Origin of the sequence: Kaistella soli (genome assembly GCF_019038595.1) — a bacterium.
In the GTDB taxonomy this organism is placed as follows: domain Bacteria; phylum Bacteroidota; class Bacteroidia; order Flavobacteriales; family Weeksellaceae; genus Kaistella; species Kaistella soli.
The window spans coordinates 390,926-409,793 of the sequence record NZ_JAHOPF010000002.1 but is presented as its reverse complement, the minus strand read 5'-3'; the positions used below and the strand labels follow the sequence as shown (position 1 = coordinate 409,793).

The 18,868-nt window shown below is 38.8% G+C and carries 13 protein-coding genes and 1 tRNA gene; 7 read left to right on the top strand and 7 right to left on the bottom strand.

Annotated features, from left to right (window positions below; translation table 11 throughout):
* Positions 1-84 precede the first annotated feature (84 nt).
* Positions 85-1,002: a T9SS type A sorting domain-containing protein gene (locus KSK37_RS04945; protein WP_217199778.1), complete on the bottom strand. Its 918-nt coding sequence runs from the start codon at positions 1,000-1,002 to the stop codon at positions 85-87.
* 118 nt (positions 1,003-1,120) lie between these two features.
* A complete protein-coding gene (locus KSK37_RS04940) occupies positions 1,121-1,867 on the bottom strand; it encodes an endonuclease (RefSeq protein ID WP_217199776.1) in 747 nt (248 codons plus the stop codon).
* 77 nt (positions 1,868-1,944) lie between these two features.
* On the opposite strand from KSK37_RS04940, the gene dgt reads away from it, so the two are divergent.
* Positions 1,945-3,300, top strand: coding sequence for a dGTP triphosphohydrolase (gene dgt, locus KSK37_RS04935; protein ID WP_217199775.1), 1,356 nt, complete (start codon positions 1,945-1,947; stop codon positions 3,298-3,300).
* 166 nt (positions 3,301-3,466) lie between these two features.
* Positions 3,467-4,399, top strand: coding sequence for an SPFH domain-containing protein (locus KSK37_RS04930; protein WP_217199774.1), 933 nt, complete (start codon positions 3,467-3,469; stop codon positions 4,397-4,399).
* A gap of 141 nt (positions 4,400-4,540) precedes the next feature.
* Here KSK37_RS04930 and KSK37_RS04925 read toward each other — a convergent pair whose 3' ends face one another.
* The gene (locus tag KSK37_RS04925) at positions 4,541-5,167 is read right to left on the bottom strand and encodes a hypothetical protein (RefSeq protein WP_088360034.1); all 627 of its coding nucleotides are present in this window, start codon (positions 5,165-5,167) and stop codon (positions 4,541-4,543) included.
* 68 nt (positions 5,168-5,235) lie between these two features.
* On the opposite strand from KSK37_RS04925, the gene KSK37_RS04920 reads away from it, so the two are divergent.
* On the top strand, positions 5,236-5,856 hold the full coding sequence (locus KSK37_RS04920) for a hypothetical protein (protein WP_217199773.1): 621 nt from the start codon (positions 5,236-5,238) through the stop codon (positions 5,854-5,856).
* Positions 5,857-5,889: 33 nt separating this feature from the next.
* On the opposite strand, the gene KSK37_RS04915 is transcribed toward KSK37_RS04920, so the two are convergent.
* From KSK37_RS04915 to KSK37_RS04900, 4 genes are all read right to left on the bottom strand, one after another.
* A complete protein-coding gene (locus KSK37_RS04915) occupies positions 5,890-6,201 on the bottom strand; it encodes an Mpo1-like protein (RefSeq protein ID WP_217199772.1) in 312 nt (103 codons plus the stop codon).
* A gap of 5 nt (positions 6,202-6,206) precedes the next feature.
* Entirely contained in the window at positions 6,207-7,895 is a 1,689-nt protein-coding gene (locus KSK37_RS04910; RefSeq protein ID WP_217200075.1) for an APC family permease, read from the bottom strand.
* Between the two features lie 269 nt (positions 7,896-8,164).
* Positions 8,165-8,500: a plastocyanin/azurin family copper-binding protein gene (locus KSK37_RS04905; RefSeq protein ID WP_217199771.1), complete on the bottom strand. Its 336-nt coding sequence runs from the start codon at positions 8,498-8,500 to the stop codon at positions 8,165-8,167.
* A 130-nt stretch (positions 8,501-8,630) separates the two neighbouring features.
* Entirely contained in the window at positions 8,631-9,176 is a 546-nt protein-coding gene (locus KSK37_RS04900) for a DUF4142 domain-containing protein (protein ID WP_246566240.1), read from the bottom strand.
* Positions 9,177-10,109: 933 nt separating this feature from the next.
* Here KSK37_RS04900 and KSK37_RS04895 point away from each other — a divergent pair.
* The 4 genes from KSK37_RS04895 (at position 10,110) to KSK37_RS04880 (ending at position 18,745) form a co-directional block, all read left to right on the top strand.
* Positions 10,110-13,661, top strand: a complete 3,552-nt coding sequence (locus KSK37_RS04895) for a T9SS type B sorting domain-containing protein (protein WP_217199770.1) — start codon at positions 10,110-10,112, stop codon at positions 13,659-13,661.
* A 200-nt stretch (positions 13,662-13,861) separates the two neighbouring features.
* Positions 13,862-16,822 (top strand): tetratricopeptide repeat protein, encoded by a 2,961-nt coding sequence (locus KSK37_RS04890; protein ID WP_217199768.1) that lies wholly within the window; start codon positions 13,862-13,864, stop codon positions 16,820-16,822.
* 60 nt (positions 16,823-16,882) lie between these two features.
* Positions 16,883-18,661 carry a porin family protein gene (locus KSK37_RS04885; protein ID WP_217199767.1) on the top strand — a complete coding sequence of 593 codons (1,779 nt, stop codon included), beginning with the start codon at positions 16,883-16,885 and terminating at the stop codon, positions 18,659-18,661.
* Between the two features lie 10 nt (positions 18,662-18,671).
* Positions 18,672-18,745: transfer RNA gene (locus KSK37_RS04880), tRNA-Arg, on the top strand.
* The last annotated feature ends 123 nt before the right edge of the window (positions 18,746-18,868 follow it).

Below are 18,868 nucleotides of genomic sequence, written 5' to 3'. Positions count from 1 at the left end.
CGCGATTGCGTATCACATCAATAAAAAAATTCCCGAACATCCGTTCGGGAATTTTTTTATTCTTTAAATAAAGGAATGTTTAATTTATTCTTTAATGAATTTTGATGAATAAGAAGCTCCTTTGGTATTGGTAACCGTGATTATATAAGTGCCGGCTTTTAAATTCTCAAGATTAAGAGAGGTGGATCCGTTATTGGTCAAAACGTTTTGTCCTGCCATATTGTAAATCTGAATTTGTGAAACTTTTTCCCCGTTCGGAAGATTCAGGTTCAGGTTGTTTTTTACAGGATTTGGGTATACGGCAACATTTCCTTTTTTCACGTTGCTTACCGCCATATTTACTTCATTGATTTTAATGTTGTCAATATAAGCATCACCGGCAAAGTTATCATGGAGGAAGTTCATCCCTAACAGATCAATCTGGGTGAAGTTCGGCGTAGTGTAAATTAACGCTCCATCAACGAAATATTTAATTTCTGTTGCAGAAACCTTCACTTTTATAGCGTACCATCTGTTCGCTTCCCATGCAAATCCTGTATCTTCCATATCATAATCGATGTTGCTTACTACTTTCAGGGTTCCTTCCCAATCGAAAGCCAAATCAAAAACAGGGTAATACTCCTGAGTGGTGCTGATTCCGTACGCTGCCATCTCAAAATTGGAACCTTCGGTTTCAGTCACTAAAACATCGAATGAAACAGTAGCGTCGTTATAATCCAGTGGCTGATCAAAATCCTTCTGAGCGCCGATAATAGGAAAGAACTGACCTCCATATTCATCGGTATAGCCATTTTTAAAGGAGAAAGTACCGTTACTGGATTTCTCATCTGTAACCATCTGGTTTTGAACAAAATTACCTTCACCATCATCGGTAATCTGCCAGGCATTCTGTCCCTGTATGCTGCCTAACTGGTAACCTTCAGCATTTTCAAATGAAATTTGGTTTTGGGCAGAAAGGGTGTTGCAAAATAAAGCTGCAGCGAGAAAATATAAATTCTTCATAAATAATTTTTTTTGCAATAATAACGCAACAAAGGTGGATATCCAACTGTGATATAAAAGAAAAATTGCTTATAGAGAAGGGTTTTTGTGGTAAAAATGTGAATCACTGAAAATTAAATTATTTCTTTTCAGTGTAAAGGACCTGGTCTTTTTCACAGTAAAAACTTCTTCGGTGAGTTAAACCAAGATGTTTCTTGGTGAGAATTTCACCGCATTTCGGGCAGGTTTTTTTGGTGTGGACCAGCCAGTTTTTCTTCAGGACGTATTCTTTTTTCCATCTCAGGAAATCAAAACTGTAATTTCTGGCTTCAAAGATGAGCGCGGACAGTTTTTTGGACGGAAGATTTCCGACGAGGCTTTCGGGATGTACGCCAATTCTGAAAAGCACCTCGTTTTTAATGATGTTACCTACTCCGGAGAAAATGTTCTGGTCAAGAAGAGCATCACAAACCATCATTTCCGGATGTGCTTTCAGCTTTTTTCTTGCTTTTAAAGGTTTCCATTCGTCGCTTAGTACATCGGCATTCCAGTCGATTTCTTTGAGCACTGTTACATCCAGAAGTTTTACGGAGCAGCTGTAAAAATACAGATCACCATTATCGAACTTCAGATGCAAACGGAGCTGCCTGTCAGGCTTTGTCTGCTCATCGACCGAATAACTGCCGAACATCAGCAGATGAATGCGTATCGTAAAAGGCTTACAGACCAGATAGGACTGTTTGCCAAAGGTCTTGTATTCCTCAAAAATAAGACTGGGAAGCTTTTCCATTTCAATTTTTGCATTGCCATTTGCAGCAATGATTTGCTTTCCGATAAATTTCTGAGTCAATTCTTTGAGAATCAATATGGAGGGACCTTCGGGCATGACTTGTTGGATTTTCCTTACAAAAATCAAAAGTCAAACCATTCCTTAAAATTCAATAAAAAACGTATTTTTGAAAGATGGATTTAAACAAGATTTTCACCAGCCAGCGGACCGGACAGAATGCAGTAACCGCAGCTTCCAGAACAGATTTCCAAAGAGATTTTGACCGTATTATTTTTTCAGCCGCTTTTCGGAGACTGCAGAATAAGACTCAGGTTTTTCCGCTGCCGGGAAGTGTTTTCGTCCATAACCGTTTAACCCATTCACTCGAAGTTTCGTCTGTAGGCCGGAGTTTGGGAAGCGCGGTAGGTGAGTTTATTTTTAAAAATTTTAAAAATGATCTGGATGAAAATGCACAGAATTTTTACCTTCATAATCTTCATAATGTGATTGCGGCGGCATGTCTCTGTCACGACGTTGGAAATCCCGCTTTCGGGCACTCCGGGGAAGATGCTATTGCGAGTTATTTCGAGAAAAACGAAAACGGTTTAAAACCGAAATTCACTGAAAAAGAATGGGCAGATCTTGTAAATTTTGAGGGAAATGCTAATGCAATACGGGTTTTAACACACCAGCAGAACGGAAAAGATGAAGGCGGAACGCAGCTTACACTCACTACGTTAGCGAGTATTGCCAAATATCCGTGTGAAGCAGTTGCAAAGAAAAAAGGAGTTATTCACCGCAAAAAATTCGGGTTTTTCCAGAATGAAAAAGAGACGTTTCTGGAGATTGCAAAATCGGTGGATCTTGTTCAGGAAAGTGAAGATCCTACCATTTTTAAACGCCATCCTTTCGTGTGGCTTGTGGAAGCTGCAGACGATATCTGCTACAATATCATCGATATGGAAGATGCGCACCGTTTAGGAATTGTTTCGACTTCCGACTGCGAAAATCTGTTTTTTGATTTGATTAAATCAGAAAATCAAAATACAAAAAGGGTAGAGGAGAAGCTCTCGATTCTTACCAACGCCAACGAAAGAATTTCTTATTTAAGAGCGAAAGTGATCAATGCATTGATCAATAAATCCATTGAACTTTACCAGACCAATTTTTCTGCTATTTTAGATGGAAATTTGGACAGCGCGCTTCTTGATATGTACAAGTCAGATAACAGATCGCTGCAGGAGATAGAGAGTTTTTCCATTGATAAGATTTACAATCACAAAAACGTGATCGAGATTGAAAATGCCGGTTATAACGTAATGTACGAACTGCTGAATCATTTTATTCCGCCTATTTTAAAGGAAAAATCTGAAAGAAAATCATATGATAAAATGGCCCTGAAGCTTCTGCCGAAACAGTTTTTATACGAAGACGGCACCGATTATCAGAAAGTGCTGGGCGTGATCGATTTTGTTTCTGGAATGACCGATAATTTTGCCACAGATCTGTACCGGAAAATCAAGGGAATCGAAATAGGAATGACGGTGTAATTAAAAAATAAAACCGGTTCATAGAAATTGGTCAATTCTTAACAAAATCTCCTGAAAACGCTGTCGGGTGGTGCTGTAGCTTGGATTTGCAAATATTTTTCACTATCTTTATAAAATCAGCAAAAAGGTGCTGACATATTATTAACTATTAATAAAAAATTAAACAATGGCTTTTTTAGGAATTCTTATTTTTTTTGGACTTATAGTCCTTTTCGCCTCATTTTTTACGGTCACGCAGGAAACTGCAGCGATTGTGGAACGTTTCGGGAAATTTCTTACCGTGAGACAGTCGGGTCTTCACCTGAAAATTCCTTTCATCGATCAGGTGGCAAAACGTCTCAATCTCCGTATTCAGCAGCTGGATGTAATTATTGATACCAAAACACTCGATAACGTATTTATCAGAATGAAAGTATCTGTTCAGTATCAGGTAATCCGCACCCAAGTTGGTGATGCGTACTACCGTTTGGAAAATCCGGAAAATCAGATTACTTCCTACGTTTTCGATGTGGTGCGTGCAGAAGTTCCTAAACTTAAACTGGATGATGTTTTCGTGAAAAAGGATGATGTGGCGATCGCCGTGAAAGGTGAGCTTCAGGAAGCTATGCAGAGTTACGGATATGATATCATTAAAGCATTGGTTACCGATATTGATCCGGATGAACAGGTAAAACATGCAATGAACAGAATCAACGCTGCTGAAAGAGAAAAAACTGCCGCAGAATATGAATCTGAAGCTCAGAAAATCAGAATCGTGGCGGTTGCAAAAGCAGAAGCCGAATCTAAAAAACTGCAGGGACAGGGTATTGCTGACCAGAGAAGAGAAATTGCAAAAGGGCTGGAAGAATCCGTTAAGATGCTGAACGATGCGGGTATCAATGCCCAGGAAGCTTCTGCGCTGATTGTGGTCACCCAGCATTATGATACGCTCCATTCCATCGGAGCTAACAACAGAAGTAATTTAGTCTTGTTGCCGAATTCCCCAAGTTCTGCAAGTTCCATGCTGAATGATCTGGTGATTTCAATGGCAGCCACGCAGAAGATGGATGAAGTTCAGGGCGGAATTTATCCTCCGGCACCGGGAAAACACTCTCATTAATTTTTATTGAGCAGATTTCAGCGAAATCAAATATTAAATAAAAAGACTGCTATACTGATGTTGTGGCAGTCTTTTTTATGTGAAACAGGACAGCTGGAAAAAGTAACTAAGATTAAACTCCCGAATGAACGGTAGTTTTTTTTATTTTAAATCTTTTGTCTTGTAGGGAAACTTATATGCAGCTGACTTCATCAAAGAATTGGTAAGTTTTTCTGTGGAGATAAATGTACCTCCGGTTTGCCAGTTGTAGTTCCAGAACATTTTCCCCGTTGTTTTATCGGTGATGGATAAATCGACTGTGGTTATTTTGGAGGGTGCAGCATACCCCGTCAGTAAACTGGTGAAAAATGCTTCTCCGTTGGTGAGCGGCTTGGCGAGGGATACCCTTGAACTTACTACTGCATCAACTCCCAATAGAGTTGCAAGATCCTGATAGCTCCGTCCTGCCAGGCTGCTGATATTGTTATCGGAAAGAATTTTATTGGTTTCCTCCGTGTTCTGAGCTTTTATGAAAACGTTGTTTTTGCTGTGGTGCTCATTGAGATATGAAACAAGGGCATTTTGAAATCTTTCGCTTTCAACTTTTTCCTGTTTCCTGATGGCTTCGGCTTCTTTAGCAGATTTAATTTCAATAATTACTTTGGGCGGTAATACAGCAATTACACGATGAGAATTAGCTGTCTCCTGAAAGTTTTTCGCTTTATATACGGGTTCACAGCTTTGCAGGATTGTTGTAGCGGCAATTAAAATGAATAATATTTTCTTCATAAATTTTCTTTCTCTAAAAATACTCTATTTTCTCAGAAATTTATATATTTAGAAAAAATATTTTCCATATGAAAAAAATAATTACTTTGTTATCCCTGGCAGCTTTTGCGGTGGGATTTTCTCAAAACTTTACTCCAAATCAGTATCCCAAAGGAGTTTATGAAACTTATGAAGATTTTCGGACTAAAACTCCAACTTCAAATCCAAGTCTCTCTGCAGCGATGACTGAAGACCAAATTGCTTATAGGTTTAATAACCTGGATGATAAGGGGAAAAAACTGAAAAAAGCATTTGCCATTTCTGATGGGGAAAATGTGTATCTGCATGTGGTAAATCTTATTAAAAAATTCAATTCCGAAGATAAAGGGCAGGGATATGATGGCGGAATTTATTATCTGAAAGCTGAAAACAAAGGAGGTTATCTTTTTGTAAGAGATTATTTTACCAGTAACAGTGCTGCAATATGGGGAGGAATAATTGCTGCAGCGGCCGCTAGAAGAACCAAAGGGGTTATTTATGAAGAGGAAAAAGAGTCTTTCAATCTTTTTAGAAATATGGAGGAATTTAAGACCTTCATGCAGGTAAATCATCCGAGTGTAGTACTTGATTTAGAAAAAGGAAAAGGCGATGCTAAACTGGACGAAGGTGAAATAGAAGCGAAGAATCTGGCTTTAATCAAAAGCGCTTAGTTATAAAAAACTCCCGAATAAACGGGAGTTTTTTTATGCTTTAAATTTTTGTTTGCCGGTCAGCAGCTCAAAAAACAATTTGAAATCAGAAAGCAGACTCCACAAAGGATATTTAAATGTCGCAGGTTTATTTTTCTCAAAAACCGCATGGCTGAACCACGCAAATCCGTATCCGAAAATCGGCACATACCAAAGAAATCTTTCTTTCCCGGACTGTATTACATAAAATAAAACAGCAAAAACAAGAAGAGTCCCAGCGAAATGGAAAACTCTTGTCCAGGTTGTGCGGTGTTCTGTTAAATAGAACGCGTAGAATTCATTGAATGTTTTTATTCGGTCGGACATTATTTTTAGTTTAGATCACCATTCAGATCATTATTCAGCTTACTGTTTTTGTATCCGTACGAGAAATAAATAATCATGCCAATGGCAAACCAAAGCAGAAACCAGAACCAGTTGTTATGGCTCATTCCCGTCAGAAGATAAAGACACGAGCTTAGCCCTATAAGCGGAATTAATGACAGATTCCTTACAAATGCCAAAACGCAGAGTACAAGATTCACAATAATAAATACAATAATCGAAATTCTGAATTCACCTTCCAGCGGATCGTGCCAGTCGTTTAGATTATGGAAAAATTCCGGCTGCCAGAAGTAAAAAAATGCTAATCCTCCAAGGAAAATTACAGGGAAGATAAATCGGGCATTAATATAAGGCAAGTGAAATCTGCCTTTCAGTTTCTCTTTCGCAGGAAGCAGCAATACTCCGCCACACACCAGCACGAACGCGAATATCGTTCCGATGCTTGTAAAATCAAGAATAAACGATTTATCCGTAAACAGAATAGGTATTCCGACCACAATTCCTGTGACAATGGTGGCGTAGGAAGGAGTTTTATGTTTTGGATGAATGGTCATGAATTTTTTCGGCATCAGACCGTCACGGCTCATGGCGTACCAGATTCTCGGCTGCCCCATTTGGAAAACCAGTAAAACAGTAGTAATCGCGATAATGGCACCCAGAGAAACCACAAACTCCATCCAGGCAATATTGGCATTGGACTTTTCGAAAATAAACGCCAGCGGATCGCCTACACCGTCAAATTTTCTGTAATCTACCATCCCGGTTAGAACTAAGGTCAAAACAATATAAATGGCAGTACAAAGCACGAGCGAAATAATCATTCCCCGTGGCAGATTTTTCTGTGGATTTTTGGTTTCCTCAGAAAGTACACTTAATGCATCAAAACCGATATAGGCAAAGAAAACTCCCGAAACCGCGCTCATTACGCCGGTAAAACCGTTAGGCATAAAAGACTGTACACCTGTTTCTGTACTTACCGGAAACCAGTTGTCAGTATTGATATAAGCTATTCCAACTGCAATAACGAGCAGGATGATAAAAAGTTTTAAAATAACAAAAAGGTTGTTGAAGTTTTTTGATTCCTTTACGCCAACGTAACATAACCAGGTAATAAGTCCGTTGATCACTAACGCAGGAATGTCAACGATGAATTTTAAGTTTCCTATCAGTGGCGCGCTTTTCCAGGCGTTAATTAATTCCTTGTTTTCCGAAGCGCCAAAGAAGGCTTTCTTTGCTTCGGTGTAGCTGCAGGTAAGATAATCTGGGATATGAATGCCGATCCGTCCCATAAAACTGGTGAAATAATCACTCCAGGAAAATGCGACATAGATATTTCCGAAAGAATACTCCATAATGAGTGCCCAACCGATCACCCAGGCGATCAGTTCCCCAAAACTCGCGTAAGCGTAAGTGTATGCGGAACCTGCAGTCGGAATCCGGCTAGCAAATTCAGCGTAACAAAGCGCCGTAAAACCACAGGCAAAACCACAGATCACATAAAGAACGATAACACCGGGGCCGCCGCGGAAAACTGCTTCACCCAAACTGCTGAAACTTCCGGCGCCTATAATAGCGGCAATACCGAAAAAAACAATATCCCACACTCCTAAAACACGCAGTAAGCCCGAAGGAGCATCCTTTTCGCTGTATAGTTTTCTTCTGAAAAGCTGGTTCATAAATAGTTTAATTTCCACAAATGTAAAAGAAAATTTGAAATATGTGGTTTTTTTGTCTGTGGTAGGTGATGTTTTTTACCTGTTAACTTAGTTTTCTGGGGAATAAAAAGGCACAGAAAAGAAGGTCCTTTTAGAGTAAATTAAAAACCAACTCAAGTAAAGTTCGTTTTTATTACAAAATACAAAAATGATATATTTAAAAAATTCGGAGATTCCAGAAGTGTTGCAGGACCGGCTAATTCCGGTCAAAGGTTATAAATATAGAACCCTCATTTTACAATAATCTCACCTTTCATCACCTGATGCACAGTGCAGTAATACTCTGAAGTCTTTTCGGGAGTAAAAGTCCAGGACTGGCCTGTCTGTAACAGGGTAGATGCCCATGCATTATGTACTTCTGTTGCATTGTGTGCTACGATATCTTTATTAATAAATGTTACCTGATCTCCTTTTTTAACGGTAATTGTTGCCGGATTAAATTTCATGTTTTCTATGGTTACAATCTGCGCTGTGGTTTTATTAGTGTTTGTATTGCCTGCTGCAGAATCAATTTTTGGAGACGTTGCAGGTTTTGAAGATGGGCTTACACTTTTTTCGGTGCTCATGGAATTGTCATTCAGAACGGGTACTGTGTCCTTGGATCCCGAATTACAACTTGTTATGCTGCACAGACCCGCGATTGCAGCAGCAGAGCATCCTGTCTTTAAAAAGGCCTTAAGCGGAATCATTTTTCTGTTATTTGAATTCTTTCTGGATCATTTTTGCATGCTCAAGGTGCGTTTTAAAAATTGGAAGTGCTTTTTCAAGTAAAGCTTTCAGTTCTGCATTTTTCGATTGTGGGATCAGGATCGTTTCCACTGCTTTGATAGTGGATTCGTGATAAGCAACCTCATTATCCACATATGCTTTATCAAAAGCTTTCCCTTTTTTTGCATTCAAGACGGCTTTTTCTTTAGTTGCAGCATCTAATAAAGATTTGGTAACGGCATTTGTTTTTGGAGTTACTTTTAATTTTGTAACCAGATCTACGGCCATTTTAATCACAGCAGTATGGTCTTTTTTCATGGTTGTTGCAAAATTTTTAATGTCTTTATGATGGGACTTTTTCAGTGCGATTTCAGCATAACCTATGTCAATTTTATTGGCTGTTACCGCTACGGAGGCAATTTCCGGATCAGTAAGCTGAGGCGTTTTTTGTTCCTGTGCAGAAACATTAGTGGAAAATAACACTGACGACAAAAGCATCGTACCGGATAAAGTCAGGCTTTTTAGAGTTTTCATTTTTTCATGTTTTTAGTTAATAGATGATATTATTTAAATTCAAACGGAACTTGGTGTTTCGCCTGAAAATAATTTCTTATTTATTTTAAACTTGGATTATTTTTTTAAAGAAAACTTTTACGAAGTTACAATTTTTTTACATGTTAAAATACGTTTATTGTGAAAAATATAAAATAAATCCTTTTTGAAAAATGTAAACTTAATATTTGTAAACGGTTGAATTTCAATGGTGAATGTAAATTAGGAAGCATACTGATGCAGGCGAGTTTCCAGTAAAATGAAATTTGGAAGCAGATATTGGGTTAACTTTTAATATTAGCTTTTTTCATCTCATTAATGAACCCAATCGTCTGGGAAACCTCTGAGGCAAGTAGAAAGAGATTTTATTAACCTGTAAGGCTATTTCAGGGCGGGGCAGCTTGCACTTCAATCCCAGCCATCTCCCAATCATCCCCGCGTCATCTTCGGAATAGGTCCAATAAAACTCCAATAAAAGTCCATTATAAGTCTAATAAAACATTGGATAAATAATGGTTTTAGTATGAGTTTCGGGCGAAGTGTTAAAATGAATCAAACGGTTTACATTAAGCCCGACCAACTTTGGATTTTTGATTCCTTCTGCGCCCGTGCAGCTGTTCTGAATGAAAATCCGATAGCGTCTGTTCAGGATTTTTTATTTAGTCAGTGTAAAGTTAGCACAACTTTTGCACATTTCATTTTTTTCTTAAAATGATAAGCAAGTCCCGAAATTGGAAGGCTTAACAAAGAATTTACAGCAGCGTAATAAAGAGGTCTTGGGATCATCCAAAAAAAGAATTGAAGTTAAGCTGATTTTTCTTAAAAAGAACCTTATTTCTTTTTGAAACCGGATACTAAATACTGCTGGATTTCAGTTTTAAGATAAAATCGTATTTTTGACCAAACACATATTTGATGCGGAAGATTTATTTTTTACTGTTTATTTTTTCTTTTATTTCAGGCTTTACCCAAACGGTAAACCTTTACAATCCGGCAACCAATATGAGTTATCCGGCGCAGCAGTATTTTTGTGCAGGGAACAGTTTTAATCTGAAAGTAGATGCAGTGGCAACTTCTACCGGAGATTATGCCATGACAAAAGATCTGCCTTCCAATTACCCGCTATCGGCAGGTTCTATACCGATTAATTTTTCGGCAACCGGAGCCAATAAATTCAGTGAGTCTTTTCCGATTGGTTTTACATTCAGTTTTTACGGAAAAAATTACACCAAAGCAGTGATGGGAAGCAACGGAAGACTTGTCTTCACCAATGATCCTGAGCTTGACAATTTAAAAGATACCAACACGTATACTGATAGGACTTACAGCGGCATTCCGGGCTATAATACCTATTCAATACTGCCTTCCGCAGATTATAACAAAGTATATAAAAATAATCCGAGTCAGGAACTTAATCTTGCACAGATATTTTTTGGTTATACCGATTTAGTTCCGCGTTCACAGAATTCCAGTGTGACATATCTGTACAAAAATATAACCTTTGGTGGAGTAAATGGACTGCTGGTTTCCTTTCAGAATCAGATCAGATCAAACGGAACTGGAGGTATTTCGAGCACTACTTATTACAGCAATATTATTTTATTTGAAGACGGAAGGATTATTACCTACGTAAACAATAAGACTGAGGACTCCTATAATGCAATTCTGGGGATTCAGAATGATGACGGGTCGAAATTTAAAGTGCCGGTTCACAGTAATACAGCAAATAACTATAATAACGGAAAATGGAAAAGTGAAGGCGTAGCATGGGTTTTCACTCCAAACCAAAATCTTACCCCACATTTCAAATGGTATCGCAACGGAACATTAATTACAGGAGCGACTGCCGACACCCTCTTAGGTTTTTCACCTAATGACGGCGACGTTCTGAAAGTGGAGGTAACTTACCACGATCCTTCAGGAGCGCAGATAGGAGCGGCTGTTTCAGATCAGATTAAATTTTCTGAACTCCCAACTCCTTCAGTTTCTATAAAAAGCGCAGCCTGCTCTCAGTCAGTATTGGAAACTCCCTTAGTGTCTGATATGACCTATGAATGGTTTCAGGTCGGTAATCCGGCGGTTATTTCTACCACAAATCAGGCAGCTGTGTCGGTTACCGGTTCTTATTTTGTAAGGATGAGGCATACCAGCAATGTAGCTTGTTTTAAAGATTCTGGACCCATATCAGTAAATTTCACCAACAGCTTCCCGCCGTTTAACAACAGCCCGAAATACATCTGTAAAACCGACGGAAGTACTTCTGCAACCGTAAATCTCTACGATTATTATCCTGCAAACCCCTCACAGTACAGTTTGGTGTTTCAGGAGAACGGAGTAAATATCCCAAATTACACCAGTTTCCCGATTTCGGCCAATACCACCAGAACTATAACCGTCACCGCCCAGAATACTGCAGGTACCTGTACCTTTAATGATTCTTTCGATATTGTCTTTGCTTCCCTGCCGGTTAACGGAACATTGTATTCTCCTGATAAAACCTGTACGGTGCTTACCAGTTACAAGGCTGCTGATTTTAAAATCAAATTTGTCCCTTCACTGAATGTTAATATTTTGTTCTCCACTGACGGTATTAATTATAATTTAAATGAAGTAAATCCATCAGTTAATAATCCGGTGTACGTAAAAATCCAACATCCGAATTTTACCTGCGAAACCACAGGAAGGGTAGACTTTACCACTTATTCTCAGGTCACTGCAAATACACCCAATCCTAATAATCCAGATCTGGTGCAGTGCGCCAGTTCTACCCAGACCTATAATCTGCATGCGCTGTTCGATAATGAGGTAAATCCCGGAAATGTAACGGTTACTTACCACACAACACCGGCAGGAGCACAGGCTGGTGATAATTCCGTGCCGAATTCCTCCGCGTTCAGAAGCGGACTTGGAAACACGGTTTTATACATCAGAGTGGTGGATAACGCGACCGGTTGTGCAGCCCAGAACTTTCCTACAGTCACGCTTGTGGTCTATCTAAAACCCCGCATCGTTTCTCCCAATCCGATTATTCTTAAGAATTGCGTGGGAAACAGCGTGTTCAATTTAACGCAGACGGTTTCAAATCTTACCGATGCTCAGCCGCCGGTTGTCCCTTCTATACAGTATTATTCCCAGAACGGAACACTGCTTACAACGGCTCAGGTGGCCAATTATGATTCATCCGTTTTAGGGACCAGACCTTATATTAAAATCACCTACAATTCTACCTGTGATGATGTGATAAATTTTGATCTGCAGTTCAATCCAAAACCGGCATCACAGATTTCCCAAATCCTGATCTGTAACGAAGTAACATATTCATTACAGAATTTCCAGAATGCGGTAATCAGCAATTCATCACAGTATATCTTTTCTGATGTGTCCGGAAATCCGCTTCCTGCTGATTTCGATGTATCGGTATTGCCGAAAACGGTGCAGTTTCTGATGAAAGATAAATCGACTGGATGCGTTTCAAATGTTGAAACGGTTACTTTTACTAAAGGCGCAGCTTCTGTATTATTGGCCAATGAAACTTATTATACTCTTTGTGATTCAGATTTTGACGGCAAAACTTCGTTTGATTTAAATTCCAGAAAAACAGATTTCACCAACGATCCTGCTGCCCTTTTTGAATATTTTAAAGATCAGGCTCTTACTCAGACTATTCCTGCGGTTTATACCAATGAAACGGCTTTTGCACAGACAGTATATTTAAAAATTACGCGTCCCGGTTTCTGCCCGGCGCTGGCTAAAATCAACCTGAAGGCAAATTCACCGACTAAATCCTCAACACTTTTAGATAAATACTTCATCTGCTACGGAGAGACTTTAAATATCGATGCGGGACCGGAAAACGTTTCCCGAAAATGGAGTACAGGTGAAACTTCACCAACCGTCAACATAAGTAAAGAAGGCAATTATTCGGTAGAACTTACCAATTCGTTTGGATGTACCTACACGCATCAGTTTATTGTTTCCGACGAAAACCAGCCTAAAATTGAGGTAGTGAACCAAACCAACAATTCTATTGAAGTGATTGCGAACGGCGGGGTGAAACCTTATCGCTATTATTTCAATGGTGTGGCGCAGTCTTCAAATGTTTTAATGAATCCGACAGCAGCATCCTACACCATTCAGGTTGAATCTGCGACGGGCTGTTTTGGCGAGCCGAAAACCATTTATTTTATTAAAATCAACAATGCATTTACGCCCAATTCAGACGGAATTAATGATTTCTGGAGCATTGAAAATTTGGATAAAATGGAAAATATTTCTGTAATGATCGTGGACCGTTACGGAAATAAAGTCTTCGAAACTCAGGATAAAAACAAGGTTTCCTGGGACGGAACTTCCGGCGGACATCCACTGTCAACGGCATCGTACTGGTACACGGCTTCATGGTTTGATCCCGTAACAAAAAAGAACGAACAGCGCCAGGGCTGGATTATGCTTAAAAACAGAAATTAAATGTCGGTATAACACTTTATCACTGACTGGATTAAAGTTTAAAACCAGACTTATTAACATTTCCACAATATCTCAATTAACTTGTACAGACAATAAGTTTTCTTTATTTTCGTTGAATAAATGTGGAAAGCTTTTTTGCGGCTTAAAGCCATAAAAAACGTTCTAATTCAGTTCAAAACATTTCTGAAAAACAGGATTAAATGAATTCAAAAAAAATCATCATTGCAACCGCAATTTTCTATTACGGACTTTCCGAAGCTCAACAATCCCAATACTTCAGCGACCGCGAAAACTACCGGTTCAGTCTCGCTGAAAACCTTTATCAAAACAAAATTTACAATGCTTCCCAGTTTGAATATGCAAGACAGTATTTCTACAACGGATCGCTGTCCAATTCCCGCAAAGAAGCCTCACAGTTTTTTGATAATGTAATTGGCGTTATCTTAAGGAAAAACCATGCGGAACAGGGTTTGGAAGCTTTTATTAAAGAATATCCCAACTCGGCATATTTTGCACAGGCGAATCTTCCGCTGGCTGATTATTATTTAGCTCAGAAAGATTTCGAAAAAGCACTGGAAACATTGAAAAACGTAAATCAGTACCAGCTTTCCAAAGAAGAAAACACGCAGTACATCACGAAACTGGGATATGCAAAATTCATGACCGGAGATTCTGCCGGGGCGATTGAAGCATTGGAAGAAGCATATAAAAATGCAGGCGATACCGATAAAAACGACATTGCTTATATGTTGGGACATTTATATTATGCCGACGGTCAGAATGACAAAGCTTTTTCTTTTTTCGACCAGATTAAAGACAACGAAAAGTACGCACATCTGGTAAAACCGTATTATGTGCAGATGTATTTCAATCAGAAAAATTACGACAAAGCCATTACCGAAGGAAATTCTTTGCTGGCTGAACCTATTTCTTCCGAATATAAAGCTGAGGTTCACAAAATTATTGGTGAAAGTTATTTCATGAAAGGCGATTACGCTTCCGCTTATCCTCATCTTAAAAATTATCTGGAAAGTAAAAGCACTCCTTCTGAAAGCGATTTGTATGAGATGGGTTTTGTCTCTGCACAGCTTAAAAAATATGATGAAGCCGTTTCTTATTATAACCAGCTGATCAACAGCAATTCTGCGACTTCCCAAAATGCGTATTACCAATTGGGGAACGCCTATTTAGCGGTGGGCAAAAAGCAGGAGGCGCTTTCAGCATTCAGATCTGCGTACCAAATGAGTTATGATGCGAAAGTGCAGAGATTGGCACATTTGCAGTATGCAAAACTAAGTTACGACATCGGAAATCCTTTCGAATCGGCGCCTGTCGTGATTCAGAGTTATATCAGCAAATATCCGAAAAGCGCGGAAACAGCAGAAATGAAATCACTGTTGGTGAAATCTTATCTGTATTCAGGTGATTATAAAGGAACATTGAGCGCGATTGATAAAATGCCCAATTCGACTCCGGAACTGAATAAAATCGATCAGGAAGTTTCATTTTTATTGGGAACAGAAGAATTTAATAAAGGAAATTTTGATACCGCTGAGAAATATTTTCTGAGAAGTCTGGAATTTAATATCAATAAAGAGTTCAATACCAGAGCGACTTATTGGTTGGCTCAAACCTATTATCAGAAAGGAAATTACCCTTCAGCGATTGTACGTTATGAAAAACTGACCGGCGAAAACTTCCCTGAAAAGCAGCAGTTGCCTTACGATTTGGGTTATGCTTATTTCAAATCAAAAAAATTTGACAAAGCAAAGCAGTATTTTTCTGAATATTTAAAAAATCCTAAAGCTGAGTTTAAGAATGACGCAGAACTCCGTTTGGCAGATACTTATTATGCCGACAATCAGTTAAATGAAGCCATCGCGATCTATGACAAAGCTGAAAATGCTGACGATTATACCTTGTTTCAGAAAGGAATGGCGCTCGGTTTCAAAGGAGATACTGAAGCGAAAATTTCAACTTTGAAAAAGCTGATCACACAGTACAGAAATTCAGAATATGTTGATGATGCGCAGTATGAAATTGCCACAGCTTACGCAGCGAACGACGATTTCAGCAACTCAAATGATTACTTTGGTCAGGTCATCAGAAACAGTTCAGATAAAGATTTGGTTGCCAATGCACAGATTTACCGTGCGCAGAATTATATTGATCTGAACCAGAATGACAAGGCGCTTTCGGAATTCAAGTCGCTTGGAAACCAATACAGAAATACGGCTTATGCGAGTAAAATCGTTCAGGCTTCCAGACCTGCTTTTATCAAAAATAATGATATTGCGGGTTACCAGAGTTTTGCGCAAAGTTTAGGAGTGAAAATTGATGCTTCAGAACTTGATGAAATCAACCTGAATGCTGCGAAAAACTATTACGCAGCGAAAGATTACAGCAAAGCAATTCCGCTTTACGAAAAATATTTAACGCAAAATCCAACAGGCGACGGACTTTATCAGGCTCAGTATGAACTGGGGGAAAGTTATTACCAAACCAAAAATTCTGCAAAATCGTTGTTGGTTTTACAGGAAGTTGCGAATGTCCAGAATGATTATCAGGAAGACGCTCAAACCAGAGTCGCGCAGATTTATCTGGATCAGAACAATACAAACGAAGCTAAAAAATATCTGGAACCGCTAGCCAATTCAGCGAATGTGAATGTAAAAAACTTCGCGAATCTGGAACTGATGAAAATCTATGCGGAAGAGAAGAATTTCAGTCAGGCTGAAAATTATGCAGATTTGGTATTGAAAAATGCTAAAAACTCAGCGTCCGTCATTGAACAGGCCAAAGTAATAAAAGCCAGAAGTTTGATGAACAAAGGAAAAGATACTGATGCAAAAGCAGCTTACGCCGCTTTGGAAAAATCTTCAAATACCGAAGTTGCAGCGGAATCTTTCTATGCAAAAGCATTTTATCAAAACAAGGCAAAAGCGTTTAAAACTTCCAATGAAACCATTTTCAAACTGGCTAACAATTACGCTTCTGAAGAATATTGGGGCGCAAAAGCTTTAGTCCTGATGGCGAGGAACTATATCGGACTGAAAGATAATTATCAGGCGAGTTATACGGTTGATCAGATAATTGCCAATTACCAGGATTTCCCGGAAATTGTTTCAGAAGCGAAAGAGGTGAAAAAGCTGATTAAATAAGAAAAATATCAAATTAAACATGATGAAACGCGTTGTCGCAAAATTTAGATAAAAGAATTTATGAAAAAGAGAGTTCAGGTATTATCGATATTGTTTTTAGGGTTTTCTCAGGTCGCATTTTCTCAGATTAAAGAAGAAAAGCTGATCCTGGACCGCAAACGCGAACCCGAAGTAAAGAAAATAGAAAAGAAAAAAACATCCGTTGCCGCGGAAAAAAATTATCCGCCCAAAGAAAAGAAAACTCAGGATTCGCTGAATCTCAAATATGATATTACCGATGTTCCGGCGGCTTCTGATTTTAAAACTTCTACCATTCAGGGGGAAGATATTTCACCGAAATTCAATGCGGATTATCAGAATAACTATTTCCAGCTCGGAATGGGAAATTTCGGCAAGATTCTCGCTGACGGAAATATTTCAACCACACTTGAAAACCAGCTGGAAGTTGGCGGAGACGTGCATTTCCTTTCAACAACTGGTTTGAAAAAGGAATATGACTGGAATTCAAAACAAAGTTCGGCGAATGTTGGCGCTTATCTGAATTCTTTTGGGGAAAAAGGAAAATTCAATATCAACGCTGATTATGGTTTGAATGATTATAATTATTACGGAATTTATGCGCTAAAACCTGATTCCAACGTGGATTTACAGCAGAAAACCAACCGTTTTAAGCTGAACGGATATTATGATTTCTATTCCAACGAAATCCTGAATGATGTCCGTTTGAAATCTTCAATTTTAAGTGATCATTTCAATGCAAAAGAGACACAGGCAGAAATTTTGGTCAATCTTTCCAAACATGCGGTGGAACTTCCGGTAAATGATTTAACGATGAATGCTGATTTGGGCGTGAATCTGGAGACTTTAAAGTCTGAATTCGCACTGCTTGATCAGAATTCTTCCAATTTCTTCAACGCCACTTTATCACCTAAGCTGACTTTCTTTCAGGGGAAATCTTACATCATGATCGGTTCGGATTTTTCATTTTTAAATGCTAAAAACAACAGTAATCTTCTGACCGAAGAAAACCAAAATAATAAAACCTATTGGTTCCCGAAAGCAGAAGTGCAAATCGCTGCAGCAGACGAATTTAAATTTTATGGTGGAGTAGACGGCGGTTTGAAACTGAATTCTTACGCTAATTTGCTTGAAGAAAATCCGTATCTGGTTTCCGATCAGGAACTCCATCCAACCGAAACAAAGTATAATGTTTATTTCGGGATTCGCGGTGATATCGATCAGAGTATTAAATACGATGTGAGCGCCGGTTTTGCGAAGATGAACAATATTCTTTTCTTCAAAGCAAACAGTTTGTTTGACAACAGTTTTACGCTGGACAGAGCGCCTTACGACTTTGCAAATACTTTTTCTGCGGCTTATGACAACGGAACAAAAAGTGAAGTGAGAGGAAGCATCCAGTTCTTTCCTTTAGCCAATCTGGTTTTGGACGGCGAACTGAATTTTGAAAAATATCTTCTCGATAATAATGATCATATTTATAACAAGCCATTGGTGAAAGCCAGTTTGGGCGGAAAATATTCACTCCTTGGTAAAAAACTGAATTTGGGAGCGAAAGCGATTTTCAGCTCGGACAGAACGACGAACTCCTTTTCTTTCGAAGAATCAGGTACTTCGCCTAATCTGTTTGTAACTACAGAAGACACGAATGACAAAGTTGGCGGTTTTGCTGATTTAAATCTGTCTGCAGAGTACAAAGTTCACAAAAATTTCAGTATTTTTGCACTCGGAAATAATTTACTGAACACGAACTATCAGACTTTCAAAGGTTATAAAGTTTTGGGAGCACAGTTTTTGGGAGGAGTAAAGATTTCTTTTTAGAATTTAGTGAGGCTCGGTAGTTCAATTGGATAGAATATCAGATTTCGGCTCTGAGGGTTGGGGGTTCGAGTCCCTTCCGGGTCACTAAAAAAAACTATTCCTGCAGAAATGCAGGATTTTTTTTTGGAGTAAAACCGACACAAATGGGGTGACCTTTTTTAAGAACAAAAAAACCGTCCGGAATTTCCGGACGGTTTCTTTTATTTA

Bases quoted from the DNA above. Each gene is read 5' to 3' on its own strand.
- KSK37_RS04945 (WP_217199778.1), bottom strand. From the start codon at position 1,002: ATGAAGAATTTATATTTTCTCGCTGCAGCTTTATTTTGCAACACCCTT.
- KSK37_RS04940 (WP_217199776.1), bottom strand. From the start codon at position 1,867: ATGCCCGAAGGTCCCTCCATATTGATTCTCAAAGAATTGACTCAGAAA.
- dgt (WP_217199775.1), top strand. From the start codon at position 1,945: ATGGATTTAAACAAGATTTTCACCAGCCAGCGGACCGGACAGAATGCA.
- KSK37_RS04930 (WP_217199774.1), top strand. From the start codon at position 3,467: ATGGCTTTTTTAGGAATTCTTATTTTTTTTGGACTTATAGTCCTTTTC.
- KSK37_RS04925 (WP_088360034.1), bottom strand. From the start codon at position 5,167: ATGAAGAAAATATTATTCATTTTAATTGCCGCTACAACAATCCTGCAA.
- KSK37_RS04920 (WP_217199773.1), top strand. From the start codon at position 5,236: ATGAAAAAAATAATTACTTTGTTATCCCTGGCAGCTTTTGCGGTGGGA.
- KSK37_RS04915 (WP_217199772.1), bottom strand. From the start codon at position 6,201: ATGTCCGACCGAATAAAAACATTCAATGAATTCTACGCGTTCTATTTA.
- KSK37_RS04910 (WP_217200075.1), bottom strand. From the start codon at position 7,895: ATGAACCAGCTTTTCAGAAGAAAACTATACAGCGAAAAGGATGCTCCT.
- KSK37_RS04905 (WP_217199771.1), bottom strand. From the start codon at position 8,500: ATGAGCACCGAAAAAAGTGTAAGCCCATCTTCAAAACCTGCAACGTCT.
- KSK37_RS04900 (WP_246566240.1), bottom strand. From the start codon at position 9,176: ATGAAAACTCTAAAAAGCCTGACTTTATCCGGTACGATGCTTTTGTCG.
- KSK37_RS04895 (WP_217199770.1), top strand. From the start codon at position 10,110: ATGCGGAAGATTTATTTTTTACTGTTTATTTTTTCTTTTATTTCAGGC.
- KSK37_RS04890 (WP_217199768.1), top strand. From the start codon at position 13,862: ATGAATTCAAAAAAAATCATCATTGCAACCGCAATTTTCTATTACGGA.
- KSK37_RS04885 (WP_217199767.1), top strand. From the start codon at position 16,883: ATGAAAAAGAGAGTTCAGGTATTATCGATATTGTTTTTAGGGTTTTCT.